25 protein-coding genes and 1 tRNA gene are annotated in these 24797 nt (G+C 70.0%); 19 read left to right on the forward strand and 7 right to left on the reverse strand.

Going from position 1 to position 24797, the window contains the following annotated elements; all coding sequences use genetic code 11:
- Position 1: 1 nt before the first annotated feature.
- Positions 2–541, reverse strand: a complete 540-nt coding sequence (locus AC3A46_RS01710) for a YaeQ family protein (protein ID WP_487663519.1) — start codon at positions 539–541, stop codon at positions 2–4.
- 182 nt (positions 542–723) lie between these two features.
- Here AC3A46_RS01710 and AC3A46_RS01715 point away from each other — a divergent pair, with 182 nt between their 5' ends.
- The 4 genes from AC3A46_RS01715 to AC3A46_RS01730 are packed head-to-tail and all read left to right on the forward strand — an operon-like array spanning position 724 to position 6056.
- Positions 724–2973 (forward strand): hybrid sensor histidine kinase/response regulator, encoded by a 2250-nt coding sequence (locus AC3A46_RS01715; protein WP_487663520.1) that lies wholly within the window; start codon positions 724–726, stop codon positions 2971–2973.
- The gene (locus tag AC3A46_RS01720; protein WP_487663521.1) at positions 2970–3362 is read left to right on the forward strand and encodes a response regulator; all 393 of its coding nucleotides are present in this window, start codon (positions 2970–2972) and stop codon (positions 3360–3362) included. Before AC3A46_RS01715 ends, AC3A46_RS01720 begins: the two co-directional genes overlap by 4 nt.
- Positions 3352–4488, forward strand: a complete 1137-nt coding sequence (locus tag AC3A46_RS01725) for a response regulator (RefSeq protein ID WP_487663522.1) — start codon at positions 3352–3354, stop codon at positions 4486–4488. Before AC3A46_RS01720 ends, AC3A46_RS01725 begins: the two co-directional genes overlap by 11 nt.
- The gene (locus tag AC3A46_RS01730; protein WP_487663523.1) at positions 4485–6056 is read left to right on the forward strand and encodes a peptide ligase PGM1-related protein; all 1572 of its coding nucleotides are present in this window, start codon (positions 4485–4487) and stop codon (positions 6054–6056) included. Before AC3A46_RS01725 ends, AC3A46_RS01730 begins: the two co-directional genes overlap by 4 nt.
- A 19-nt stretch (positions 6057–6075) precedes the next feature.
- Here the strand turns inward: AC3A46_RS01730 and AC3A46_RS01735 are convergent, their stop codons facing one another.
- Together AC3A46_RS01735 and AC3A46_RS01740 are read right to left on the reverse strand one after the other, a co-directional pair.
- Positions 6076–6654, reverse strand: coding sequence for a hypothetical protein (locus tag AC3A46_RS01735; RefSeq protein ID WP_487663524.1), 579 nt, complete (start codon positions 6652–6654; stop codon positions 6076–6078).
- Between the two features lie 52 nt (positions 6655–6706).
- Complete coding sequence (locus tag AC3A46_RS01740; RefSeq protein WP_487663525.1) at positions 6707–7534, reverse strand: inositol monophosphatase family protein; 828 nt, start codon at positions 7532–7534, stop codon at positions 6707–6709.
- A gap of 94 nt (positions 7535–7628) precedes the next feature.
- On the opposite strand from AC3A46_RS01740, the gene AC3A46_RS01745 reads away from it, so the two are divergent.
- Positions 7629–7701 (forward strand) — tRNA-Lys (locus AC3A46_RS01745).
- Positions 7702–7779: 78 nt separating this feature from the next.
- Here the strand turns inward: AC3A46_RS01745 and AC3A46_RS01750 are convergent.
- Both AC3A46_RS01750 and AC3A46_RS01755 read right to left on the reverse strand, forming a co-directional pair.
- Complete coding sequence (locus AC3A46_RS01750) at positions 7780–9012, reverse strand: MFS transporter (RefSeq protein ID WP_487663526.1); 1233 nt, start codon at positions 9010–9012, stop codon at positions 7780–7782.
- A complete protein-coding gene (locus AC3A46_RS01755; protein WP_487663527.1) occupies positions 9009–9467 on the reverse strand; it encodes a MarR family winged helix-turn-helix transcriptional regulator in 459 nt (152 codons plus the stop codon). Before AC3A46_RS01755 ends, AC3A46_RS01750 begins: the two co-directional genes overlap by 4 nt.
- Before the next feature lie 214 nt (positions 9468–9681).
- Between AC3A46_RS01755 and AC3A46_RS01760 the strand changes: the two genes are divergently transcribed.
- Genes AC3A46_RS01760 through AC3A46_RS01800 form a run of 9 tightly spaced genes read left to right on the forward strand, consistent with a single transcriptional unit; the run spans position 9682 to position 18447 of the window.
- Positions 9682–10881 (forward strand): substrate-binding domain-containing protein, encoded by a 1200-nt coding sequence (locus AC3A46_RS01760; RefSeq protein WP_487663528.1) that lies wholly within the window; start codon positions 9682–9684, stop codon positions 10879–10881.
- A gap of 19 nt (positions 10882–10900) precedes the next feature.
- A complete protein-coding gene (locus tag AC3A46_RS01765; RefSeq protein ID WP_487663529.1) occupies positions 10901–11716 on the forward strand; it encodes an ABC transporter ATP-binding protein in 816 nt (271 codons plus the stop codon).
- Positions 11713–12456, forward strand: coding sequence for an ABC transporter ATP-binding protein (locus AC3A46_RS01770; RefSeq protein WP_487663530.1), 744 nt, complete (start codon positions 11713–11715; stop codon positions 12454–12456). Before AC3A46_RS01765 ends, AC3A46_RS01770 begins: the two co-directional genes overlap by 4 nt.
- Positions 12453–13328 carry a branched-chain amino acid ABC transporter permease gene (locus AC3A46_RS01775; protein ID WP_056367694.1) on the forward strand — a complete coding sequence of 292 codons (876 nt, stop codon included), beginning with the start codon at positions 12453–12455 and terminating at the stop codon, positions 13326–13328. The genes AC3A46_RS01770 and AC3A46_RS01775 overlap by 4 nt, the downstream gene beginning before the upstream one ends.
- Positions 13325–14473 (forward strand): branched-chain amino acid ABC transporter permease, encoded by a 1149-nt coding sequence (locus AC3A46_RS01780; protein ID WP_487663531.1) that lies wholly within the window; start codon positions 13325–13327, stop codon positions 14471–14473. The genes AC3A46_RS01775 and AC3A46_RS01780 overlap by 4 nt, the downstream gene beginning before the upstream one ends.
- Positions 14470–16107, forward strand: coding sequence for a class I adenylate-forming enzyme family protein (locus AC3A46_RS01785; RefSeq protein WP_487663532.1), 1638 nt, complete (start codon positions 14470–14472; stop codon positions 16105–16107). The genes AC3A46_RS01780 and AC3A46_RS01785 overlap by 4 nt, the downstream gene beginning before the upstream one ends.
- A complete protein-coding gene (locus AC3A46_RS01790) occupies positions 16104–16790 on the forward strand; it encodes a TetR/AcrR family transcriptional regulator (RefSeq protein ID WP_487663533.1) in 687 nt (228 codons plus the stop codon). Before AC3A46_RS01785 ends, AC3A46_RS01790 begins: the two co-directional genes overlap by 4 nt.
- Positions 16790–17542: a 3-hydroxybutyrate dehydrogenase gene (locus AC3A46_RS01795; RefSeq protein WP_487663534.1), complete on the forward strand. Its 753-nt coding sequence runs from the start codon at positions 16790–16792 to the stop codon at positions 17540–17542. Before AC3A46_RS01790 ends, AC3A46_RS01795 begins: the two co-directional genes overlap by 1 nt.
- Positions 17527–18447: an alpha/beta hydrolase gene (locus AC3A46_RS01800; protein ID WP_487663535.1), complete on the forward strand. Its 921-nt coding sequence runs from the start codon at positions 17527–17529 to the stop codon at positions 18445–18447. The genes AC3A46_RS01795 and AC3A46_RS01800 overlap by 16 nt, the downstream gene beginning before the upstream one ends.
- Before the next feature lie 83 nt (positions 18448–18530).
- Here the strand turns inward: AC3A46_RS01800 and AC3A46_RS01805 are convergent, their stop codons facing one another.
- On the reverse strand, positions 18531–19319 hold the full coding sequence (locus AC3A46_RS01805) for an IclR family transcriptional regulator (protein ID WP_487663536.1): 789 nt from the start codon (positions 19317–19319) through the stop codon (positions 18531–18533).
- A gap of 109 nt (positions 19320–19428) precedes the next feature.
- Here AC3A46_RS01805 and AC3A46_RS01810 point away from each other — a divergent pair, with 109 nt between their 5' ends.
- Genes AC3A46_RS01810 through AC3A46_RS01820 form a run of 3 tightly spaced genes read left to right on the forward strand, consistent with a single transcriptional unit; the run spans position 19429 to position 22065 of the window.
- Positions 19429–20229 (forward strand): CoA transferase subunit A, encoded by an 801-nt coding sequence (locus tag AC3A46_RS01810; RefSeq protein ID WP_487663537.1) that lies wholly within the window; start codon positions 19429–19431, stop codon positions 20227–20229.
- Position 20230: 1 nt separating this feature from the next.
- The gene (locus AC3A46_RS01815) at positions 20231–20884 is read left to right on the forward strand and encodes a CoA transferase subunit B (protein ID WP_310291401.1); all 654 of its coding nucleotides are present in this window, start codon (positions 20231–20233) and stop codon (positions 20882–20884) included.
- Entirely contained in the window at positions 20881–22065 is a 1185-nt protein-coding gene (locus AC3A46_RS01820) for an acetyl-CoA C-acetyltransferase (protein ID WP_487663538.1), read from the forward strand. The genes AC3A46_RS01815 and AC3A46_RS01820 overlap by 4 nt, the downstream gene beginning before the upstream one ends.
- A gap of 68 nt (positions 22066–22133) precedes the next feature.
- Here AC3A46_RS01820 and AC3A46_RS01825 read toward each other — a convergent pair whose 3' ends face one another.
- Positions 22134–22388 carry a hypothetical protein gene (locus tag AC3A46_RS01825; protein WP_487663539.1) on the reverse strand — a complete coding sequence of 85 codons (255 nt, stop codon included), beginning with the start codon at positions 22386–22388 and terminating at the stop codon, positions 22134–22136.
- A 136-nt stretch (positions 22389–22524) separates the two neighbouring features.
- Between AC3A46_RS01825 and AC3A46_RS01830 the strand changes: the two genes are divergently transcribed.
- Positions 22525–23991, forward strand: a complete 1467-nt coding sequence (locus tag AC3A46_RS01830; RefSeq protein WP_487663540.1) for an alpha,alpha-trehalose-phosphate synthase (UDP-forming) — start codon at positions 22525–22527, stop codon at positions 23989–23991.
- On the forward strand, positions 23988–24779 hold the full coding sequence (gene otsB / locus AC3A46_RS01835) for a trehalose-phosphatase (protein ID WP_487663541.1): 792 nt from the start codon (positions 23988–23990) through the stop codon (positions 24777–24779). Before AC3A46_RS01830 ends, otsB begins: the two co-directional genes overlap by 4 nt.
- Positions 24780–24797 lie beyond the last annotated feature (18 nt).

Here is a 24797-nt window from a genome sequence, read left to right on the forward strand (position 1 = left end):
GTCAGCCGGCGGCGACCTCGTGGACGTCGGACTCGAACGATGAGCCGTTGAGGTCGAGGTACAGCCGGCGTTCTGTGATCGACACGGTCATCGTGTTGCGGCGCTCGAGGACCGCCGTCGCCGCGTCGAAGAAGCCGGAGTCGAAGCTGTAGAGGCTGATCTCCTCGGCGCGGTGGATCTTCTTCCCCGCCCAGGGCGCCGCCACCTTCACCGGGTCGCGGTGGGTGTACACCGCGACGCGCGCGCCGGCCAGGCTGCCGGTGTGCAGGCGTGCGGCATCGGGCGCCCCGACCTCGATCCACGCCACCAGTGCGCCGGTGAGGTCGCGTACGAGCACAGCCGGCTCGTCGGTGGCCGAGATGCCCTCGCTGAACGCGATGCCCTCCTCGTACTCGAGTGCGTACGCGAGGACTCGGGTCAGCATGAAGGCGTCGGTCTCGGACGGATGCCGCGCCACGCGCACCGAGAGATCCTCGTAGATGCCCCGATCGACGTCGGCCAGCTGGATATCGAAGGTGTACATCGTCACGCCGATCGCCATGGGAATCGAGCCTACGACGTGTGGCGGGACTTCCTCGCCGACTGCGCCGCCCAGGTGGTCGCCCCGAACCTCCCGGGCGTGCGCACCGCTGAACCTTCCCGTCTTGAAAGCGCTCCCGGGCGCGAGGAAAATGTGGCCTGTCATCGCGGCGAACGCGAGGTCTCACTGGGAGGAGGCCACCCGTGGAGCGTTCGGATGGAGCCGGCGAGGGGGAGCTCGAAACCCTCCAGCGTGGCTACACCGACGCCACCGAGCAGTTCGCAGCGATGAACGAAGTGCTGCTTGCGCTCGGGCGCTCGGCTTCGGATCCCGACGCGGCCCTCGACACGATCGTGGAGAGTGCACGACGGCTCTGTCGCAGCGACGCCGCTCAGGTCTACCTCGTCGACGGGGACAACTTCGCGCTGTCGTCCTGGGTGGGGGTGCCCTCCGCGCTCGTCGAGCACATCACAGCCCATCCGTTCCGCATCGATCGGGCCAGCCTCCTCGGACGCGTTGCCCGGGATCGCAAGCTTCAACAGATTCCGGACGTGCTCAGCGACGCCGAGTACGGCCGGCAAGACGCGCAGGAGCTCGGCCACTATCGCACCCTGATGTCTGCGCCGATGCTCCTCGATGACGAAGTCGTGGGCGTCCTCTCGTTGTGGCGCACCCATGTGGCACCGTTCGATGAGAGCGCGCAGGCCGCGCTGCAGGCGTTCGCCGCCCAGGCGGCTGTCGTGGTGCGGCAGATAGATCTGGTGCGCGCGCTCGAAGACCGCAGCGTGGAGCTCGCGCGCAAGGTCGACCAGCTCGAAGCCCTCAGCGAGGTCGGCGAGGCGGTGAGCTCGAGCCTCGTGCTCGACGAGGTGCTCACGACGATCATCATGAACGCGGTGCGCTTCGCCGGCTGCGACGGCGGCTCGATCATGGAGTACGTCGAGCACGAGCACGCGTTCACGGTGCGCAGCGCCTACGCCAGCGACCGACTCCTCGAGCGGCTGCGCGGCATCAAGGTCGACCTCGACACCACCCTGGTCGGCCGTGCCGCCAGGGAACGCCACCCCATCGCCGTCGCCGATCTCGACGATGTCGAACTCGACATCCATCTGCGCCTCCTGCACGAGGACGGCTGGCGGTCGATGGTCGCCGTGCCCGTCCTCCGGGGTGATCGGATCGTCGGCGCGCTCGTGGTGCGCCGACGCACGCCGGGTGAGTTCTCGGCCGACACGATGGACTTCCTCGAGAATTTCGCGAGCCAGTCGGCGCTCGCCGTGTGGAACGCGCAGCTGTTCCGCGAGCTCGCGACGAAGTCCGCCGAGCTGGAGATCGCGAGCCGCCACAAATCCGAGTTCCTCGCGAGCATGTCGCATGAGCTGCGCACTCCGCTCAACGCCGTCATCGGGTTCTCGGAGGTGCTCCTCGAGCGCATGTTCGGCGAGCTCAACGACCGGCAGGACGAGTACCTGCGCGACATCCTCGGCTCCGGCCGCCATCTGCTGCAGCTGCTCAACGACATCCTCGACCTGTCGAAGGTGGAAGCCGGTCGCATGGAGCTCGAGCCGTCCACGTTCTCGCTGCGCTCGGCACTCGAGTACGGCGCGTCGATGGTGCGCGAGCGGGCAGCGAGGCACGGCATCCGTCTGTCCATCGATGTCGACGCCGAACTCGACACGGTCGAATCCGACGAGCTGCGCGTCAAGCAGGTGCTCGTGAATCTGCTGAGCAACGCCGTGAAGTTCACGCCGGACGGCGGCAGCGTCACGGTGACCGCCCGGGGAAGCGAGCACGAGATCGCCGTGGCGGTCGTCGACACCGGCATCGGCATCGCGCCCGCCGACCGCGAGCGGATCTTCGAGTCCTTCCAGCAAGGCCGGCGGGGACTGCAGAGCGAAGAGGGCACGGGCCTCGGCCTCACCCTCTGCCGGCGGATCGTGGCCATCCTCGGCGGCACGATGTGGCTCGAGAGCGAGGTCGGCGCCGGCAGCACCTTCGGGTTCACGATCCCGCGGCGTGTGCCGCTCACGATGCCCGCGGCGGACGACGAGGCGGGACGGCCGATGATCGTCGTCGTGGAGGACGACCGCGCGTCGCTCGATCTCACCTCGGCGTACCTCGACGGGCTCGGGGTCGAGGTCGTGATCGCGCGCGACGGGGATGAGGGCTTGTCGGCGATCCGCCGGCACGTGCCCGCGGCGGTGCTGCTCGACATCCGTCTGCCGCGGACGGACGGCTGGGAGGTGCTGAGACGCGTGCGAGCGGATGACGCCACCGCCGCGGTGCCGGTCATCGTGGTGTCGATCGTGGACGAGCGGGCGCGCGGGCTGGCGATGGGCGCCTCGGCCTACCTCGTGAAGCCCGTCGGTCGCGACGCGCTCGTCGGGGCGCTGCGCGACGTCGGGGCCCTCGCCGGCGCGATCGCGGCGAGCGCGGGCGGAGGGGAGACGCCGTGAACACCGGGCACCGGGTCCTCGTCGTCGAAGACAACCCGCTCAACCTCAAGCTCGTGCGCGACGTGCTCACGGCGTCTGGCTATGAGGTGCTGCCTGCGGTCACCGGCGAGGAGGGGGTCGCGCTCGCGGCGACCTGCGAGCCGGACCTCGTGCTGATGGATCTGCAGCTGCCCGATTTCGACGGGTATGAGGCGCTGCGGCGCCTGCGGGAGGATCCCGCCCTGAAGGCCATACCCGTCGTCGCGGTGACCGCGTTCGCGATGCGCGAGGACCGCGACCGGGCGAAGGAGTCGGGTTTCGACGGGTACCTCGAGAAGCCGATCAGCATCCGCGAGCTGCCCGGGCAGGTGGACGCATTCATCGGCAGGGGCCGCGCCGATGGCTCATGACCCGATCCTCGTGCTCGCGGTCGACGACCTCGAGCAGAACCTGCGGCTGCTGGACGCGGTGCTGAGCCCGCGGGGCTACGGCGTGGTCACCGCCGCGTCAGGAGAAGAGGCCCTCGAGCAGCTCGAGCGGCACGACATCGACCTCGTGCTGCTCGACATCATGATGCCGGGCATCGACGGGTACGAGGTGTGCCGTCGCATCCGTGCGGTGCCGCGCTGGAGGTTCCTCCCCGTCGTGATGATCACCGCGAGCGGAGATCAGGAGAAGCGGCATGCGCTCGAAGCCGGCGCCGACGATTTCGTGAGCAAGCCGTTCGATCAGGCAGAGCTCATCGCGCGCGTCGCGTCGCTCGCACGCCTGAAGCGGTACCACGACACGATCGAGCGGCAGGCCGCCGAGCTCGCCCGCTGGAACGTCGAACTCGAGGCCCGGGTCGCGAGCCAGGTCGACGAGCTCGAGCGGGTGAACCGCCTGCGGCGCTTCCTGTCACGGCAGGTCGTCGACGTCGTGCTCGACAACGGCGACGAGGCCGTGCTGACGAGCCACCGGCGAGACATCGTGGTCGTCTTCTGCGATCTGCGGGGCTTCACCCCGTTCGCCGAGGCCAGTGAGCCCGAAGAGGTCATGGGTGTGCTGTCGGAGTACCACGCGGTGCTCGGCGAGCTCATCGAACGCTACGAGGGAACGCTCGAGCGTTTCACCGGCGACGGCGTCATGGTGTTCTTCAACGACCCGCTGCCGCTCGAGGACCCGGCGCGCCGCGCGATCGAAATGGCGATCGAGATCCGCGACAGGGTGGGCGACCTCACCACCGCGTGGCACCGGCGCGCTATCGATCTCGGCATCGGCATCGGTGTGGCGCAGGGGTACGCGACGCTCGGCCGGATCGGGTTCGAGGGCCGGTTCGACTACGCCGCGATCGGCAGCGTCACCAACCTCGCCGCCCGCCTCTGCGGGGCCGCCGCCGCCGGGCAGATCCTGGTGGCGCAGCGCGCGTTCACCGCGGTCGAGGACCACATCGCCGCGAACCCGGTGGGGGAGCTCGACGTCCGCGGTTTCAGCCGGGCCGTCCGCGCGTACGCCGTGGACGGCATCCGTCATCCCGAGAATCGAGTCGCACCATGACCCTCACAGACACGGCGCCCGCGACGCTCTCGTCGCTCTCCGACGCCGAGCGCGATGACCGCTTCGACCGCCTGCAGGAACGGATGCCGGGGGTCTGGGCATCGATGCAGCAGAACCTCGAGAACGAATCGGTCGTCGTCGTCCCCTCTCTCACGGTGGGCAGCCGCGCGACCTCGGCGGCGATGGTGCAGGCGTACGAGGAACGGTTCCTGTTTCTGCTCCTCCTGCTGCGCCAGCCCATGCTGCGCATGACCTACGTCACCTCGCAGCCCATCGACCCCCGCATCATCGAGTACTACCTCGCGCTCCTTCCGGGAGTCATCCCGAGCCACGCCCTCGCGCGGCTCACGCTCGTCTCGGTGGGCGACGGCACCCACCGCACGCTCAGCGAGAAGGTGCTCGAGCGTCCGCGCGTGCTGGCACGCATCGCGCGCAGCATCCCGGACCGCGAGCGGTGCCACCTGATCCCGTACAACACCACCGAGCGCGAGCGCGATCTCGCGCTGGTGCTGGGCATCCCCATGTACGGCGCCGACCACCGTCTCGCCCCGCTCGGCACGAAGACCGGATGCCGGCGGCTGTTCCGCGACGTCGGCGTGCAGCATCCACTCGGCGTCGAGGATCTGCGCAGCCGCGACGACGCCGTACGGGCGATCGAGACGGTGCTGGACGAGAAGCCGACGGTGCGGCAGATGATCTTCAAGCTCGACGAAGGCGTGTCGGGGTCGGGCAACGCTCTCGTGGACCTCGCCGGCGTGGGCGAGCTCGTGGGCGACGCCCGCCGCGCCGCGATCGTCCAGGCACTTCAGGCGATGCAGCCGGAGGTCGAGACCCTGACCCCGGTCGACATGCTCGACGCCCTCGCGAACCGGCACGGCATCGTCGAGGAGCGCATCGTGGGCGAGGAGATCCTGAGCCCCAGCGTGCAGCTGCGGGTGCTTCCCGACCGCACCATCGAGCTGCTGTCGACCCACGACCAGCTGCTCGGCGGTCCGAGCGGACAGAGCTACCTCGGCTGCGTCTTCCCCGCCGATCCGGCGTACTCGCGGCTCATCAGCGAGCCGGCGCTCGCGGTCGCCCGGCGGCTGGCGGACATGGGAGTGCGCGGGCGCTTCGCGCTGGACTTCGTCGTCGTACGGGATGCTGCGGGCGAATGGTCTTCGTGGGCGATCGAGCTCAACCTCCGCAAGGGCGGCACGACGCATCCGTTCCTCACCCTCCAGTTCCTCACCGACGGCCGCTATGACGGGGAGGACGGCGCGTTCCTCACCCCGGAGGGCGTGCCGAAGCACCTGGTCGCGACGGACCACCTCGAGGGCGACGACCTGCGCGCGCTTTCTGTGGGCGACCTCTTCGACGCCGTAGCGCGCCACGACCTGCACTTCGACCGGTCGCGGCAGGAGGGGATCGTGTTCCACATGATCAGCTCGATCACCGAACAGGGCCGCATCGGCATGACGGCGGTCGGTGACACGCGCGAGCGTGCGATGGAGCTCTACGAGCGCGGAGGCCGGATCGTGCTGGAGGAGGCCGCCCGGGCGCGGACCGAGCGCGTGCTGCCCGAATGACCCCCGCGCACCACGGGCCTCAGCTCTTCGGCCACTCGATCAGCAGAAGGCCCTGCTTCGTGTCGGCGACCTTCACCTGGCCGGACGTGAAGAGGTACGTCATGCCGTAGCCCTCGGCATCCGTCGCGATCGCGGTGTCCGCGCTCTCGGTGATGTAGACGCCCGCGGAATCCTCCTCGCGCAGCCACCCCTGGGACTCGAGCTCCTCCTGCAGGTCGGCGGCGTCGGCGTCGGAGACGGGCGCCCAGCCGAACATCTGCCCGTGGTCGCCGGCGGGACCCTCGAAGTCCGCCCACATGCACTGCAGGCCGTCCTCGATCTCGGTGCTGCCGATGTACAGCGGCGACGCCTGCGAGCTCCAGCCGAGGCTCTCGAAGTCCGCCACCACCGACTCTCCGATGATCGTGGTGCAGGTCGGGTCCTCGGTGGAGGCGGGCGCAGGCTCGGGCGTCGCCGAAGGCTCCGGCGCGGCCGCGGTCGGCGTCTGCGCGTTGCCGGTCACCTCGGGCGCGGCCTCGGGCGTTCCGGCGCAAGCGGAGAGGAGCACGGCGGACAGGGCGAGGGCGGCGGCGGTGCCGAGGATGCGGGGGGCGGGCATCAGAGAGTCTCCGTGGGGGATGGGAGGCGGCCGGGTGTCAGGCGGTGCGGGATCAGTCGGTGTGGAGCAGGTCGAGATAGGCCGAGTGGAGCACGCGGTTGGTCGCGAGCGAGGAGAGATCCGAGAGCGAGTCGTTGCCCTCGAACGACGTGAACTTGCCGCCGGCCTCGGTCACGATCGGCACCAGGGCGGCGATGTCGTACTCCTTGACGCCGAACTCGGCGACGAATTCGAGACGACCTTCGGCCAGCAGCATGTACGGCCACGCGTCGCCGTACCCGCGATCGCGCCACACCGACGAGGTCAGGCGCTCGAGCGCGTCGAGCTTGCCGGCGTCGCGCCACTGCCCGATGCTCTGGAAACTCACGCTCGACTCGGCGATCGTGTCGACCGCCGACACGGCGAGACGCTTCGTCTCGCCCGTCGGCGTGTTCGTCCACGCGCCGAGGCCGCTCGCGGCCCACCAGCGGCGTCCGATCGCCGGCTGGCTCGCGACCCCCACGCGCGGCACACCGTCGACGGCGAGGGCGATGAGGGTCGTCCACATCGGGATGCCCTTGAGATAGTTCGCGGTGCCGTCGATCGGGTCGATGATCCACTGCCGCGCCGAATCGCCGGTGACGCCGTACTCCTCGCCGAACACCCCGTCGCCCGGACGCTCTGTCTCCAGCAGGTCGCGGAGGGCCCGCTCGGTGGCGAGATCCGCCTCGGTGACGTGGCTCGCGTCGGCCTTCAGCCGCACGTCGAGATCGACCGCATCGAAGCGGGACATGGATGCCGCGTCCGCCGCATCCGCCAGCCGCAGAGCGAGATCGAGATCGGCCCGGAGGTCTCCCTCGAACGGCGTGTCGAACGTCGAAACGGGGGAGGGGGAGGTCACGGAATCCAGGATAGCCGGGGCGCTCCCGCCTCGATTTCACGAGACGCGATCGTGATGCTAATGTTGATCCTCGTTCGCCTCGTAAGTGAACAACGCACCTCTAGCTCAATCGGCAGAGCAACTGACTCTTAATCAGTGGGTTCTGGGTTCAAGTCCCAGGGGGTGCACCGACCAGAAAGGCCCCGGATGTTCCGGGGCCTTTCTGCTGTCCGGCGCGGTGTCCGCTCCGAGCCTCGCCCGCCGTCTCAGGCCGCGTCGCCCACCAGTACCGCCGCGGCCTCCTCGGCGGCATCCGCCTCGTTCTCGTCGATGCGGGCGAGCGCGCGCCGGCCGAAGAGGATCGTGGCGGTGGCGATCAGGACGGATCCCGCGGCGAAGAGGTAGGGCACGGTCGGGCCGTACAGGTGCCACAGGAGCGCGGCGAGCGGGGGAGCGGCGGCGCCGCCGAGGAAGCGGACCGCCGAATACGACGAGGACGCGACGGAGCGGGGGAGATCCGTCGCTTCCATCACGGACTCCGTGAGCACCGTGTTCATGACGCCCAGGAGCAGTCCGCCGACGATGATGCAGACCACCAGGGCCGTGGTGTCTTCGACGAGGATTCCGGCGATGATCAGGTCGACCGCGAGCAGGGGCAGGGTCAGGAGCATGACGGTGGTGCGGGCCATGAAGCGCAGCAGCAGCGGCGCTACCCACACGCTGGTGATTGCCAGCGCGACGCCCCAGCCGAAGAATGTGAAGCCGATGCCCATGGCGCCGAACCCGAGCGGGAACGGCGAGAAGGCGAGCAGCACGAAGAAGCCGATGTTGTAGAACAGGGCGGCGACGGCGAGCACAGCCAGCGACGGGATGCGCAGCGCCGTGAAGGGCGCCGACAGCGGTACCGGCACCGGCTTCTTGCTCGGCCCGCGCAGCAGCACGAGAACGGCGATGAAGGCGATGGCCATGAGCACCACCACGCCGAAGAACGGTCCGCGCCAGCTGATCTCGCCGAGCAGACCGCCGAGGAGCGGACCGATCGCGATGCCGAGGCCCAGCGCGGCCTCGTAGAGCACGATGGCCGCGCCGCTGCCCCCGGACGCCGAGCCCACGATGGTGGCGAGGGCGGTCGAGATGAAGAGCGCGTTGCCGAGGCCCCAGCCGGCGCGGAAGCCGATGATCGCATCGACGCTGCCGCTCAGCGAGCACAGGAGCGCGAACACGACGATCAGCGCGAGGCCGATCAGCAGAGTCGCCTTCGCGCCGATGCGGCTCGAGATCCAGCTCGTGACGAGCATCGCGAGCCCGGTCACCAGCAGGTAGCTCGTGAACAGGAGTTCGGTCTGAACGGGGCTCGCCTGCAGCGATTCCGCGATGGCGGGGAGGATCGGGTCCACCAGGCCGATCCCCATGAACGCCACGACACAGGCGAAGGCGACGGCCCACACCTGCGCGGGCTGGCGCCACACCGAGCCCGTGGCGCTGCCGTGGGCGCTCATCGGGTGGCCTCGGCAGTCTCGCCGGCGGGCGCGGTGCGCGTGTGGTCGAGCTTGCGCATGAGGACGGATGCGGTGGTCCGCAGCGCGTCCCACTCCTCGGGTCGGAGATCGTCGAAGTGGGGCGCGAGGGCGGCGGTGAGCTGCAGCAGCCAGGTCTGGAGTGCTTCGAGGCCGAGCGGGGTGACCTCCACGACCGTCGCGCGCGAGTCCGCGGCATCCGTCGTCTTCGCCACGAGTCCGTGGTCGGCCATCTGGCCGACCAGCCGCGTCATGCCGGGCTGGGTCACGCGGCTGAGGCGGGCGAGCTCGCCGATCCGGAGCGCGCCGTGGTCGCGGAGGATCGTGAGGGTGCGCCACTGCGCGGCGGGTGTCTCATTGGCGGTCTCGAGCGCCGCGACGCGGGTCAGCGCGTGGGCGGCGACGATGAGGGTCTCGATGTCCTGATCGTGGGTCACTCAGAAAGCATACCTCGGGTATATACCGCAGGTATGCGAATCGCCACCGCCAGAGAGTGCGTCCCGATTCGGTAACGACGAGGCGGCAGCGGGCTGGCCGACTTGACCTGCACGACTTCCTTTCCTACATTGCAAGAACCTGAATCGGATCTCATGTTTGTGAGCGAAGCACCGATTCAGGCACCAGATCCTTCCAATGGGGAAAGGCACGCACATGCGGGTTACGAAGAAGTTGCTCCTGGGCTCCGTGGTCGTCACGGCAGCGCTCGCCCTGGCGGCGTGCGCGCCGTCCGCCGACCCGGGCACCGGGTCCACCGACGACGCCGGGCCGTCCGAAGTCACCGTCGGCATCGTCACGAGCGAGTCGGGTCCGCTCGCCGGCTACGGCAAGCAGTACCTCGACGCGTTCAAGGCCGGTCTCGACTACGCCACCGACGGCACGGGCGAGATCGACGGCACGACGATCTCGGTCGAGTACCGCGACGACGCCGGGGACCCCGACAAGGCTGTCACCGCCGTCAAGGAGCTCATCGGCGCCGGCGTGAACATCATCGCCGGCACCGCCTCGTCGGGCGTCGCCCTGGCCGTCGCGGAGCAGGCCGAGCAGAACAAGGTGCTCTACGTCTCCGGTCCCGCCGCCGCCGATGCGATCACCGGCATCAACGACTACACCTTCCGCTCCGGCCGCCAGAGCGCTCAGGACGTCGCGACCGCGGGAACCTTCCTCGACGACATCGAGGGCAAGAAGGTGACCGTGTTCGCGCAGGACAACGCGTTCGGCCAGGGCAACGTCGCTGCGGTCGAGGCGATCCTCGGCGGCCAGGGTGCAACGGTCAGCTCCGTGCTCGTCGCGGAGGACGCCACCGAGTTCACGCCGTTCGCGCAGCAGGTGCTCGCCGGCGCCCCTGACCTGGTGTTCGTGGCATGGGCAGGTGCGACCTCGGGCGCGATGTGGCAGGCGATGAGCCAGCAGGGCGTGATGGACGAGATCCCAGTGGTGACGGGCCTCGGCGACTCGGCGACCTTCGGTGCGTACGGCGAGGCATCCGAGAAGATCAGCTTCCTGAACCACTACTTCCCGGGCGCCCCCGACAACGACGTCAACACCGCGATGGTCCAGGCGATCGAAGAGGCGGGCGGCACGCCCGACCTGTTCAGCCCCGACGGCTTCAACGCGGCGATCATGATCGTCCACGCCATCGAGTCGGGCCAGGGCGACGTCGACGCGATGGTCGCGGCGCTCGAGGGCTTCGAGTTCGAGGGCCCGAAGGGCACGATGACGGTTCGCGCGAGCGACCACGCCCTCATCCAGGAGATGTACCAGGCCAAGCTCGTCGCGAAGGACGGCACGTTCGTGCCCGAGCTCGTCGACACGGTCTCGGCCGACGACGTCGCCCCCGCCGAAGCCGAGTGATCCGGGGCTTCGCGAAACGATGAGCACCACAGTCCCGTCCGCGCCCGACGCGGAGACCGCGCGCCGCGGCTCTCCGCTGAAGATCGAGGGCCTCGGCCTGCAGATCGGCGGCGCGACGATCCTCAAAGACGTCGAGCTCGACGTCGCCGCCGGCTCCCTCGTGGGCGTCATCGGTCCGAACGGCGCCGGCAAGACCACGCTCTTCAACGTGATCTCGGGGCTCATGAAGCCCACGGCCGGCCGCGTCGTCCTGGACGACCGAGACATCACGAAGGCGTCGGTGCCGGCGCGGGCGCGGGCGGGACTGGGTCGCACCTTCCAGACGTCGAGCCTCTTTCCCAAGCTGTCGGTGCTCGAGAACGTGCGCCTGGCGGCTCAGGTGTCGCTGGGCGGCTCGGGTTCTCTCCTGCACTTCCCGAAGCGGACGGATGCCGCCACCGAGCTCGCGATGACGAAGCTCGAGATCGTGGGGCTCAGTCACAAGCGCGACTCGCTTGCGGGCGACATCTCGCACGGCGACAAGCGCAAGCTCGAGATCGCGGTGCTGCTGGCGACGGACGCGAGCATCGTGCTGCTCGATGAGCCGATGGCGGGCGTGGCCTCGGGCGACGTCGCCGGGCTCGTCGAGAACATCCGCGACATGCAGCGCGAGAAGGGCTGCACGCTGCTCATGGTCGAGCACCACATCGACGTGCTGATGGGCCTCGTCGAGAAGGTCGCAGTCATGTACTTCGGCACGATCATCGCGTATGACACGCCGCAGCGGATCATGGAGAACCCTCTCGTGCAGAGCGCCTACCTGGGCACGGGATCGGCGGGGGAGGCAGCGGCATGAGCGCGGCTTCTTCTGGAACCGGGGCGTCCCCCGGCACGCCCATCCTGACCGTCCGGAAGCTCCGCTGCACGATCGCGGGCCAGCAGGTCGTCGAGGACGTGTCGTTCGACGTGCCCGCCACCGGCATCACCGCGGTGCTCGGCCGCAACGGCGTCGGCAAGACCTCGACGCTGCGCGGCATCCTCGGACTCATCTCCCGTCGCGGCGAGGTGAGACTCGCGGGCGAGCGCATCGACGCTCTGCCCACGCATCGCATCGTGCGGCGCGGCGTCGGGTATGTGCCGGAGGACCGCGAGGTGTTCTCGAAGCTCACCGTCGCCGAGAACCTGGCTCTGGCCGAACGTCAGCGCAACCCGCGGCGCGAGTTCGTCGCGGAGCTGTTCCCCGACCTCGTCGCGCGCCGCGACCAGCAGGCCGGCACGCTCTCGGGCGGCCAGCAGCAGATGGTGTCGGTCGCACGCGCGCTGCTCAACGACAACCGGCTGCTCCTCGTCGACGAGCCGACGAAGGGCCTGGCGCCGAAGATCGTGGCCGAGGTCGCCGACGCGCTCCAGGAGGCGTCGAAGATCGTGCCGATCCTCCTCGTCGAGCAGAACCTCGAGGTTGTGCGCCGGCTCGCCGACGACGCCATCGTGATCGCCGGCGGTCGCGTCGCGCACGTCGGCAAGGCGCGCGACATCCTCGACGACGAAGACCTCACCCGCCGCCTGCTGGGCGTCCACGTGGAGCACGCCGCATGAGCACGTTGATCCTCACCCTCATCACCGGCGTCGGTCTCGGCGCCCTCTACTTCCTGGTCGCCAGTGGCCTGAGCCTCATCTACGGCCTGATGCACGTGCTCAACTTCGCGCACGGCGCCTTCCTCACCCTGAGCGCGTTCATGGGCTGGATGGTTGCGCAGGCGCTCGGCACCGACTCGTGGGGATCCTTCCTGCTGTCGGTCCTCGTCGGCGCGGGCGTGGGCGCCGTGTTCGCGACGCTCACCGAGCTCGTGCTCATCCGGCCGCTGTACGAGCGGCACATCGAGCAGGTGCTCGTCACGGTCGGTCTGTCGTTCGCGGCCGTGGCTCTGTTCGAGGGGATCTGGGGCACCGACCCGATCCACATCGGAGGACCCCCGTGGCTCAAGCAGACGACCGACGTGCTCGGCGCCCGCATCCCCAACACGTACTGGGTGCTGATGATCGCGGCCGTGCTCGTGCTCGCGGCCCTCGTGCTGTTCCTGCAGAAGACGCGGTACGGCATGATCATCCGGGCCGGCGTCGAGAACCGCTCGATGGTCACGGCGCTCGGCATCGACGTGCGACGCTCGTTCACGCTCGTCTTCGCCATCGGCGGCGCGGCCGCGGGGATCGGCGGTGTGCTCGCGATGCACTACTCGACCTTCGTGTCGGCGCACCTCGGGCAGACCCTCCTCATCTTCGCGTTCATCGTCACCGTCGTCGGCGGCCTCGGCTCGCTGACGGGCGCGGCCGTGGCATCCGTCCTCGTCGCGGTGCTGCAGCAGTTCGCGAACTTCTACCTCGGCGGCACCGGGGACTTCATCGTCGTGATCCTGCTGGCCCTCGTGCTGCTGGTGCGCCCGACCGGACTCCTGGGGAGGAAGGCATGAACCTTCGACAGGCTCAGGGGCGCGGGGCGGCCGAGGAGCGCAGCATCCGGCGCTTGCTTCCCGCGGTGGTGGGCGTCGTCCTCGTCGCGTTCATGGCGATGCTGCCGCTGCTCAACCTCTCGCTCCCGGGCATCCTGCCCACGCCGACGTACATGCCCGGCACCCTTGCCCTGCTGTCCCTCTGCATGGTGTTCGCCGCGCTCGCGCTCTCATACAACCTGCTGCTCGGCTCGGGTGGGATGCTGTCGTTCGGCCACGCGCTCTACTTCGGCGCCGGCGCGTACGGACTGGGCATCGCGCTCGAGCACTTCGGCGTGCCGTTGTGGCCCGGCGTCTTCATCGCGCTGATCGGCGGCATGGTCATCGCGCTCGTGACGGGCGCGGTGTCGATGCGGGTCTCGGGCATCCCCTTCGCGATGGTGACGCTGGCGTTCGCGCAGGCGGGTTCGGTGCTGGTGCGCCGCAACTCGCAGGTCACCGGCGGGGAGGAAGGGCTCAGCCTCAACACGGCGCAGGTGCCCGACTTCCTCATCGGGGTCGTGAACACCCGCAACCTGTACTGGTTCACGCTCGTCGTGCTCGTCCTGGTGTACCTCGTGGTGCTGTGGGTCGACACCTCGCGTCTGGGTCACCTCGCCCGCGCGACGCGCGAGAACGAGCAGCGCGTGCGTGTGCTGGGTCTGTCGCCCTACCGCGTCCGGCTCATCGTGTTCGTCATCGCGGCGGGGCTCGCGAGCCTCGCCGGAGTCGCGTACATGCTCCTGCAGTCGGGCACGGTTCCGCGGTCGGTCTCGGCCGACCTCACGATCACGGTTCTGGTGATGGTGGTGCTGGGTGGCGTCGGATTCCGCTGGGGTGCCATCGTGGGCGGTGTGCTCTACACGCTGCTCGATCAGCGGCTCACGGTGCTCGCGGGCTCCGAGGCGATCGCCGGGCTTCCCGACGTGCTGCGGATTCCCTTGTCGGAGCCCCTGTTCCTCCTCGGCGTCCTGTTCATCGTCGTGGTGATGTTCCTCCCGGGCGGCATCGCGGGCACCATCGACGCAGCCGTCCGCCGTCGGCGCGGGGAGAAGGTCCGCGGGTCGCTCCGCCGACTCGACGACGCCGATGACTCCGTGGAGACGCCGGCCGAGGTGCGCGCATGAGCTGGACCGCCGACCCCGACATCGACGACGGGCCGCACACGGTCGGCCGGTGGATCCTGGACCGCGCGACCCGCTCGCCTGGGCGCATCGCGATCGACGACCGCGGAGTCACGACGGACTACGCCACCCTCGCCGCCCGCTCCTCGGAGCTTGCCGACCGACTGCGCCGGGCGGGCTACGGGCCGGGTGACCGCATCGCGACCGTGTCCGGCAACTCCACCGACCACGTCGTCGCGTTCTTCGCGTGCGCGATCGCGGGCATCGCCTTCGTGCCGCTGTCGTGGCGGCTCACGCCGCGCGAGCTCGCCGACGTGCTCACCCGCTCCGGGCCGGCGTTGACGCTGATCGAGGACGAGCACGCCGCGCTCGCGGGCGAAGCGCTGCGGATCGCGGCGGTGGCAGCGCCGGTCGCAGGTCTCGGCACGACAGGGGTCGAAGCATCCGTGCCGCGCGCAGCGAACCCGGGGACTCGCCGGCCGGTGCGCGACGACGACCCGCTGCTCGTGATCTTCACGTCGGGAAGCGAAGCCGCGCCGAAGGGCGTCGTGCTGACGCACGCGAACTGCTTCTGGAACAACCTGGCCCTGGCGCAGGCGCTGCCGCTCACGCAGGACGATGTCGTGCTCGCGATGCTGCCGCAGTTCCACGTCGCGGCGTGGAACTGCCAGCCGCTGCTCGCGTGGTGGGTCGGCGCGACGGTCGTGCTCGAGCGGTCGTTCCAGCCGGCGCGCGTGCTGCAGCTCATCGCCGACCGCAAGGTCACCGCGATGATGGGCGTGCCGACGCAGTACGCGCTGCTCGCGGGCGACCGCGAGTGGCGCAGGACCGTCCCCACGGCCCCAGCCTCATCCCTGCGCCTCGCGCTCGTCGGGGGCGCGACGATGCCGGTGGAGCTGCAGGAGGAGTGGACAGCGCGGGGGATCCCGCTCACGCAGGGGTACGGGCTCACCGAAGCGGCACCCAACGTGCTGCACCTGCCGGCTGCCGAGTCGATCGAGGCGCCGGGCGCCGTCGGCCGGCCGTACCCGCATGTGTCGGTGCGGATCGTCGACCCCGCCTCGGGGCTCGTGCTGGAGGGCGAGGCCACCGGCGAGCTGTGGGTGCGCGGCCCCAGCGTCTTCGCGGGCTATCTCGATGACGACGATGCGACGGCCCGAGCGATGAGCGGCGAGTGGCTGCGCACCGGCGATCTGGCGTCGCGGGACGCGGCGGGCGTGTACCGAATCGTCGACCGTCTGAAGGACATCTTCATCTCGGGTGGCGAGAACGTCGCTCCTGCGGAGGTCGAGCACGCACTGTGTCTGCACCCGCTGATCGAGGAGGCCGCCGTCGTCGGCGTACCAGATGCAGTGTGGGGGGAGCGGGGCGTCGCGTTCGTGGTGCCCGTGACGGGGGCTGCGCTGTCGGTCGACGAGGTGCTGGCTCACGCGCGGCGCAACCTCGCCGCCTTCAAGATCCCGGTCCACGTGGAGTTCGTCGACGCGCTGCCGCGGTCGACCATCGAGAAGCTCGCACGATCGCGTCTGCGCGAAGAGGCCAGGTTGCTGGTCGAACTGCGGCGGGAGCAGGAAGATCGTGCTGGTGAGCGCGCGCACCGAGTGGTGCGCGAGCGTGCGAAGGGGGATTTCCGATGAGCATGTCCGACGAACTCGTCGACCGGGAAGAGGAGCTGGTGTCCTCCGCCACCGGACGCCCCCTCACCAAGCGCGGTGAGGCGACCCGGCGCCGCCTGCTCGAGGCGGCGGAGATCGTGTTCGCCGAGCAGGGGTACCACGAGGCATCCATCGTCAAGATCACCGAGCGCGCGGGGATCGGCCTCGGCACCTTCTACCTCTACTTCGACAGCAAGCAGGCGATCTTCGAGGCGCTCGTACTCGACCTCAACCGCCGCGTGCGCCATTCCATGTCGGAGGCGATGGTCGGCGCATCCGGTCGCCTGGAGGCGGAGCGTGCGGGGTTCGCCGGGTTCTTCCGGTTCACCGCGGAGCACCCTGCGCTCTACCGCGTCGTGCGCGAGGCGGAGTTCGTCTCGCCCGAGGTGCTGCGCACGCACTACACGCGCATCGTCGAGGGGTATGAGGCAGGCCTGCGCGCCGCGCAGGCGACGGGCGACGTCGACCGCGCCCTCGATCCCGAGACGACCGCGTGGGCCCTCATGGGCATGGGCGAGCTCATCGGCATGCGGTTCCTGCTGTGGGAGCGCGATGCCGAGGGCAACCCGCCTGCGCAGCTCGACCCGGTGGTGTTCGCCGGCATGACCCGTTTCATCGACAACGCCCTCGCGCCGCGAGCGGACGACGCACGGAAGGAATCCTGATGGTGGAGAAGGACCTCGCCGGCAAGCGCGCACTCGTCACCGGCGGAGCGAGCGGCATCGGCCTCGCCTGCGCGCACGAGTTCGCCTCGCGAGGCGCGCACGTCATCATCGCCGATCTGAACGCGGATGCCGCGACGGATGCCGCCACCGCCGTCGGCGGTGAGTCGTGGGCCGTCGACCTCGCCGACACCGCCGCGTTCGACGACCTGGCCCTCGACGTCGACATCCTCGTGAACAACGCCGGCATCCAGCGGGTCGCGCCGATCACGGAGTTCGATCCGGAGGCGTTCCGGCTCATCGTGCGGCTCATGCTGGAGTCCCCGTTCCTCCTCATCCGTGCGGCGCTCCCGGCGATGTACCAGCGCGGATGGGGGCGTGTCATCAACATCTCGAGCGCGCATGGCCTGCGGGCGAGCGCGTTCAAGTCGGCGTACGTCTCCGCGAAGCACGGGCTCGAAGGCCTGTCGAAGGTGACGGCGCTCGAGGGCGCCCCGCACGGCGTGACCAGCAACTGCATCAACCCCGCCTACGTGCGCACTCCGCTCGTGGAGAAGCAGATCGCGGACCAGGCCGCCGTGCACGGGATCGCGGAGAGCGAAGTCGTCGAGAAGATCATGCTGACCGAGAGCGCGGTGAAGCGGCTCGTCGAAGCCGACGAGGTCGCGTCTTTGGCCGGTTGGCTGGTATCCGACAAGGCCGGCATGGTCACCGGAGCCTCGTACACGATGGACGGCGGATGGACGGCACGGTGAGCCACGAGTATCGGACGGTCGACGTGCCCGTCGACGGCGGGCCGCTGCGGGCAGGAGTCTGGGACCCGATAGACGCCGCCGCCGACGCGCCGGCCGTGCTGCTGGTGCACGGCGTCACGGCCTCCCACTTGGCGTGGCCGTTCGTCGTGGACCGTCTGCCGGGAGTGCGCATCGTCGCGCCCGATCTGCGAGGCCGCGGGCGCAGCAACGGCATCGGCGGCTCCGCGGGGATGGCCGCACACGCGGCGGACCTCAGGGCGCTGCTCGATGCGCTCGGCATCGACCGCACCGTGGTCGTCGGGCACTCGATGGGCGGGTTCGTGTCCGTCGTGTTCGCGCACCGGTACCCCGAGCGCGTCTCGCGGCTGCTGCTCGTCGACGGCGGGCTGCCGCTCGACGTCCCGGCAGGACTCAGCACCGACGAACTCGTCGCCGGCATCCTCGGCCCGACCGCGGCGCGGCTGTCGATGAGGTTCGCGGACACGGGGGAGTACATGGACTTCTGGCAGCAGCATCCGGCCTTCGCCGGCGCCTGGACGCCCGAGCTCGAACGCTATCTCGCGTACGACCTGGTCGACGACGGGACGGGCGCGTTCCGCCCAGCGACGAGCTACGCGACGACCGCCGACGACACCCTCGACATGAACGCGGGCGACGCGCTGCCGGCGGCGCTGGCCGGGCTCCAGCATCCGACCCGCCTCATCACCGTTCCCCGCGGCCTGCAGAACGAGCCGCCCGGGCTGTACGCCCCGCACCACCTCGAACGACTGCTTTTGGAGTACCCCGCGGTCGAGCACGAGCGCGTGGACGGCTTCAACCACTACACGATCGTGATGTCGCCTGATGGGGCGGATGTGGTCGCCGCCGCGGTGCGCGAGGAGCTCGCGGCGGCCCCCACCCGCTGACGCTCGCGGGTCACGATCTGCCGCGTGCTCAGGCACGTCGCGACAGGTGAGTGGGATCGCGGGGATAGCAGGGATCGAGCTGGTCAGCGCGACGCGGCGATGCGGGTCGTGAGCTGGTGCGCGTGGGCGAGCAGTGTGCGACCGAGCTCGGGCAGGCGCTCGGGGCCGAAGCGGAACTCCACGCCGGTGAGGCTCAGGGCCCACTGCGGGTGGCCCTCGCGCGTGAAGACCGCCGCCCCGATGCCGTAGGAGCCCTCGACGATGAGCCCGGGGTTGACGGCGTAGCCGCGCTCCTGGGTGTCGCGAAGGCGCGTGCGCAGCCGCGGCTCGCTGTGGGCCGCACCCCACCCTTGTGAGATTTCGGGGTGACGCTCGAAGTAGGCGTCCACATCGTGGGGAGGCAGGAACGACAGGATCGCGAGCCCCGCGGACGCCACGCCGAGCGGGAACCGCACGCCCTCCGACAGCACGAATGAGCGGATCGGGAAGCTGCCCTCCTCGCGCAGCAGGCACACGGTCTCGTCGCCCCGTCGGACGGACAGGAACGCGCTCTCTTCGGTGCGGACGGCCAATGAGCGCACGATGTCGCGCGCGACAGTGGTGATGTCGTAGCGGGATGCTGCGACCGTGCCCATCAGGTACAGCTCCGGTCCGGGCATCCAGCGGCCGGTGCGCTCGTCCTGATCGACCAGGCCCTCGTGGCGCAGTGCGGTGAGGAGTCGATGCGTCGTCGGGCGGGTGAGCTCGGCGCGGCGGGCGAGCTCGGCCACCGGCATCCCCTCGTCTCCTCCCGAGGTCACCAGTCGCAGGAGCTGGGCGGCGCGGGCGATCGACTGGGCTCCGGGAACGGTGCGCTTGGCTGCGGTGTCCACAATATGGACGCTACGGCGCACAGTGGCCACATGGCAAGCGGCAAGGTGGCGGTGCAGCCCCATCGAGCCGGACGATGGAGGCGGAGCGACCTGACTGCAAAGGAGCACAATGATCGACAAGACCTGGGGCTCGGCGGCGGAAGCCGTCGCCGACATCCCCGACGGGGCGTCTCTTGCGGTGGGCGGGTTCGGGCTCTCGGGCAATCCGATCGCCCTCATCGAGGCGCTGCTCGCACAGGGCACGAGCGATCTCAGCATCGTGAGCAACAACTGCGGCGTCGACGACTGGGGTCTCGGGATCCTGCTGAACGCCAAGCGCATCCGCAAGATGACGTCGTCGTACGTCGGCGAGAACAAGGAGTTCGAGAGGCAGTTCCTCTCGGGTGAGCTCGAGCTCGAGCTGACGCCGCAGGGCACGCTCGCCGAGAAGCTCCGTGCCGGCGGATCGGGCATCGCCGCGTTCTACACGCAGACCGGCGTCGGAACCCAAGTCGCCGAGGGCGGGCTGCCCCGTCGCTACGCCGCCGACGGCTCGATCGCCGTCGCGTCGCCCGTGAAGGACGTCCGCAGCTTCGAGGTCTCGGGCGCCGCGCGCGACTACGTGCTCGAGGAGGCGATCGTCACCGACTTCGCGCTCGTCCACGCGCTGAAGGGCGATCGGCACGGCAACCTCGTCTTCAACAAGTCCGCGCGCAATTTCAACCCGCTCGCCGCGATGGCGGGGCGCGTGTGCATCGCCCAGGTCGAGGAGCTCGTGGAACCGGGAGAGCTGGAGGCCGACAGCATCCATCTCCCCGGCATCTATGTGCACCGCATCGTGGAGGTCGGATCCGACATCGACAAGCGCATCGAACGGCGCACGGTCTCGGTCGCACAGGCCGCCGCGCGCGAGATGCCGGAAGGAGCCTGACATGCCGCTCACCCGCAATGAGATGGCCGCCCGCGCGGCCGAGGAGCTCGCCGACGGCGCCTACGTCAACCTGGGCATCGGCCTGCCGACCCTGGTGCCGAACTTCGTGCCCGAAGGCGTGACCGTGGTGCTGCAGTCCGAGAACGGCATCTTGGGTGTCGGGCCGTACCCGACCGAGGAGAACGTCGACCCCGATCTCATCAATGCCGGCAAGGAGACGGTGACGACCCTGCCCGGGGCCGCCTTCTTCGACTCGGCGACGAGCTTCGGGATGATCCGCGGCGGCAAGATCGACGCCGCGATCCTCGGCGCGATGCAGGTGTCGGCGACGGGCGACCTGGCCAACTGGATGATCCCCGGAAAGATGGTGAAGGGGCCGGGCGGCGCGATGGACCTGGTGCACGGCGCCGCGAAGGTGATCGTGCTGATGGAGCACGTCGCCAAGGACGGCTCGGCGAAGATCGTGAACGAGTGCTCGCTGCCCCTTACCGGACGCGGCGTGGTCGACCGCATCATCACGGACCTGGCGGTCATCGATGTGACGGATGCCGGACTCGTGCTGGTCGAGACGGCCCCCGGCGTCACTGTGGAAGAGGTCATCGCGGCCACCGAACCGGAGCTGACGGTCGCCGTCGGAGAGAGAATCGAAGCATGAACCACGACGACGTCGTCATCGTCGCCGCTGCGCGCACTCCGCAGGGGCGGCTGAAGGGCCAGCTGGCTCCGCTCACGGCGGTGCAGCTGGGCAGCGCCGCGATCAAGGGCGCACTCGAGAAGGGCGGCATCCCCGCCGACGCTGTCGACGCCGTCCTCGTCGGCCAGGTGCTCGCGGCCGGAAGCGGGCAGAACCCCGCCCGTCAGGCGGCGGTGGGCGCCGGGATCGGGTGGGACGTCCACTCCGGGTCGGTCAACAAGGTGTGCCTCTCCGGCCTCACGGCCATCATCGACGGCGCGCGCATGCTCGCGGTGGGCGACGCGACGGTCGTGGTCGCCGCCGGCATGGAGTCGATGACGCGCGCCCCGCACCTGCTCATGGGTTCGCGTGACGGCTGGGCCTACGGCTCGATCGAGGTGCTCGACCACATGGCGTTCGACGGGCTCACCGATGCCTACGACCGCGAGAGCATGGGCGCATCCACCGAGCGACACAACGAACGGCTCGAGGTGACGAGAGAGGCTCAGGATGCTGTGGCCGCGCGGTCGCATCAGCGCGCGGCCGCCGCGCAGGCCGAGGGGCGCCTCGACGCCGAGATCGTGCCGGTCGAGATCCCGCAGCGCAAGGGCGAGCCGGTCGTCGTGACGAAGGACGAGGGCGTGCGCCCCGAGACCACCGTGGAGACGCTCGCGGGCCTGCGCCCGGCGTTCGCGTCCGGCGGGTCGATCACCGCGGGCAACTCGTCGCAGATCTCGGACGGCGCGTCCGCGGTCGTGCTGACGACGCGCTCGCACGCCGACGAGAACGGCTGGAACGTGCTCGCGGTCGTCGGCGCGTCAGGGCAGGTGGCCGGCCCCGACAACTCGCTCCACTCGCAGCCCGCGCGCGCGATCGAGAAGGCTCTGGCCAAGCAGGGCCTCGCCGCGAGCGACCTCGACATCGTCGAGATCAACGAGGCGTTCGGCGCCGTGGTGGTGCGTTCGCAGGCCGAGCTCGGCCTCTCGGACGACGTCGTCAACCCGCACGGCGGCGGCATCGCGATCGGACACCCGATCGGGGCTTCCGGCAACCGCCTCGTCGTCCACGTCGTGCACGAACTCGTGTGGCGCGGCGGCGGCACGGCGGCGGTGGCGCTGTGCGGCGGCGGCGGTCAGGGCGACGCGCTCATCCTCACGCGCTGATCACCGCCGACCCCCGAACGGAAGCGCCACGGGACCCGGATGGGTAACGTGGCGCTGGCCTGTGCAGGTCAGGGCTGGATGCGGCGCTTGAGGAGCTTCTTCTCACGGCCGTGGACGGGGGAGTCGTTCGCGATGAGCTCGCCGCGCGCGGCGCGGCGCACGTCGACGATCGCGCCGATCGCGAGGGCCAGGGAGATGCCCCAGCTGAGCCACCCGAGCGCCATGCGCCACGTGAACGGCTCGTTCTCGCGGAGTCCCCTCATCAACGTCAGCCCGCCGGTGATCGCGGTGAGGAGGCCGGTGCCGAAGAGGTACTTGCGCATGGGGCCACGTTAGCGCGGGGCATGCGGGCGCCGCGCGCCTTGACATGGGGCCGTCCGATGAGTCAAGGGGACTCGGACGCGACCCGGCGCGCGGTAGCCTGGGCGTGCCGAGTCCACGAAACCGTCAGGAGACCGCGTGACAGAGCCCGCCGCCCACACCGCCGAACTCGTCGTCGTCGCCAACCGGCTGCCGGTCGACCGTGTCGTGGACGGAGACGGCGAGCCGGGCTGGCGGCGTTCGCCCGGCGGCCTCGTGACGGCGCTCGAGCCGATGATGCGCCGCACCGACGGTGCGTGGGTCGGCTGGCCGGGGCAGCCCGACATCGAGGTCGATCCTTTCGAGTTCGAGGGCACGTACCTGGTGCCCGTGAAGCTCAGCGCCGAAGACGTCGAGCTCTACTACGAGGGCATGTCGAACGACACGTTCTGGCCGCTCTACCACGACGTCATCGCCGAGCCCCGGTACCGGCGTGTGTGGTGGGACTCGTACGTCAAGGTGAACCGGCGGTTCGCGGAATCGGCCGCGGAGGTCGCGGCGCAGGGCGCGACCGTGTGGGTGCAGGACTATCAGCTTCAGCTCGTCCCACAGATGCTCCGCGAGGTGCGACCCGACCTGACGATCGGGTACTTCCACCACATTCCCTTCCCGGCATACGGCCTCTATTCGCAGCTGCCGTGGCGCCGGCAGGTGCTTGAAGGACTGCTGGGGGCGGACGTCATCGGATTCCAGCGTGTCGCCGACGCCGGGAACTTCGCCCGCGCGGTGCGCCGGCAGTTCCGCTACGAGACGAAGGCGTCCGGGATCACCGTGCCCAACCCCGACGGCACCACCCGCCGCGCGCTGGCGAAGGCGTTCCCGATCTCGATCGATGCCTCCTCGTACGTGGAGCTCGCTCAGCGCGATGACGTCAAGGCGCGCGCGAAGGAGATCCGCGAGAGCCTGGGGAATCCGAAGAAGATCCTGCTCGGCGTCGACCGGTTGGACTACACCAAGGGCATCCGTCACCGCATGAAGGCCTTCGGCGAGCTGCTGGAGGACGGCCGCATCACGGTCGAGGATGTGACGCTCGTGCAGGTCGCGAGCCCCAGCCGCGAGCGGGTCGCGGCCTACATGCAGCTGCGCGACGAGATCGAGCTCACCGTCGGTCGCATCAACGGCGACCACGACACCATGGGGCACACCGCGATCCGCTACCTTCACCAGGCGTACCCGCGGGAGGAGATGGTGGCCCTGTTCATGGCTGCCGACGTCATGCTGGTCACCGCTCTGCGCGACGGCATGAACCTGGTCGCGAAGGAGTACGTGGCAGCGCGCATCGACAACCGCGGCGTGCTCGTGCTGAGCGAGTTCGCCGGCGCCGCGGACGAGCTGTCGAGCGCGGTGCGGATCAATCCCCATGACATCGACGGGATGAAGGACGCCCTCATGCGGGCCATCGAGATGCCGCCGGCCGAACAGGGGCGTCGCATGCGGGCGCTGCGGAGGAAGGTGCTCGAGAACGATGTCGCGCGATGGTCGCAGTCGTTCCTCGACGCGCTCGACGGGGCGCGCGAGCGCAACAGGTTCCCCGCGCTCAACAAGGCTGCGGGGTCCCGCGAATGACCCTCGACTCGCGCGCCGCTGCCGCGGCGATCGACAAGCTCGCAGCATCCGATCGCCTTCTTGCAGCCCTCGACTTCGACGGCACGCTGTCGCCGCTCGAGGACGAGCCGATGGACGCACGGATGCTGCCCGCTGCGCGCGAAGCGGTCGGCGCGCTGGTCGCGGCGCCGGACACGATCGTCGCCTTCGTCTCGGGGCGCAGCCTCGTCGACCTCCGCGTGATCGCCGAGCACGACGACTCGTCGCAGGTGCTGCTGGCGGGGTCGCACGGCGCCGAGTTCTGGCTCCCCGGCGAGGGCCTTGCGAGCCACGGCGAAGAAGACGCCGACGTCGCCCTGCGCGACGCCCTCCGCGGGCATGCCGAGCAGGCCACAGCGCACCTCGAGGGCGTCTGGATCGAGCCCAAGACCTTCGGGTTCGGGGTGCACACGCGCCGGGCGACCGCCGAGGCCGCGGCCGAGGCGAACCGCGTCGTCGACGAGATCGTCGCGGCCGAGGCCCCGCACTGGCGCCGGCGCACGGGACACAACATCGTCGAGTTCGCGTTCCGGCATGAGGGCAAGGACTCCGCCATCGCCGAGCTGCGCGAGCGCGTGGGCGCCACGGCGGTGCTGTTCGCCGGCGACGACGTCACCGACGAGGACGCGCTGGCGAGCCTCGGAGACGGCGACCTCGGCGTGCGGGTGGGGGAGGGCGAGACCGCCGCAGCGGTGCGTGCGCCCGACATCGCGGGGCTCGCCGCCTTGCTGAAGCGCCTGGCCGCTGAGCGCTCGCAGCGTCGGGCTTAAAGATCGCCCGGGCTCCGT

This window comes from Microbacterium sp. Soil_C_42 (genome assembly GCF_057656735.1).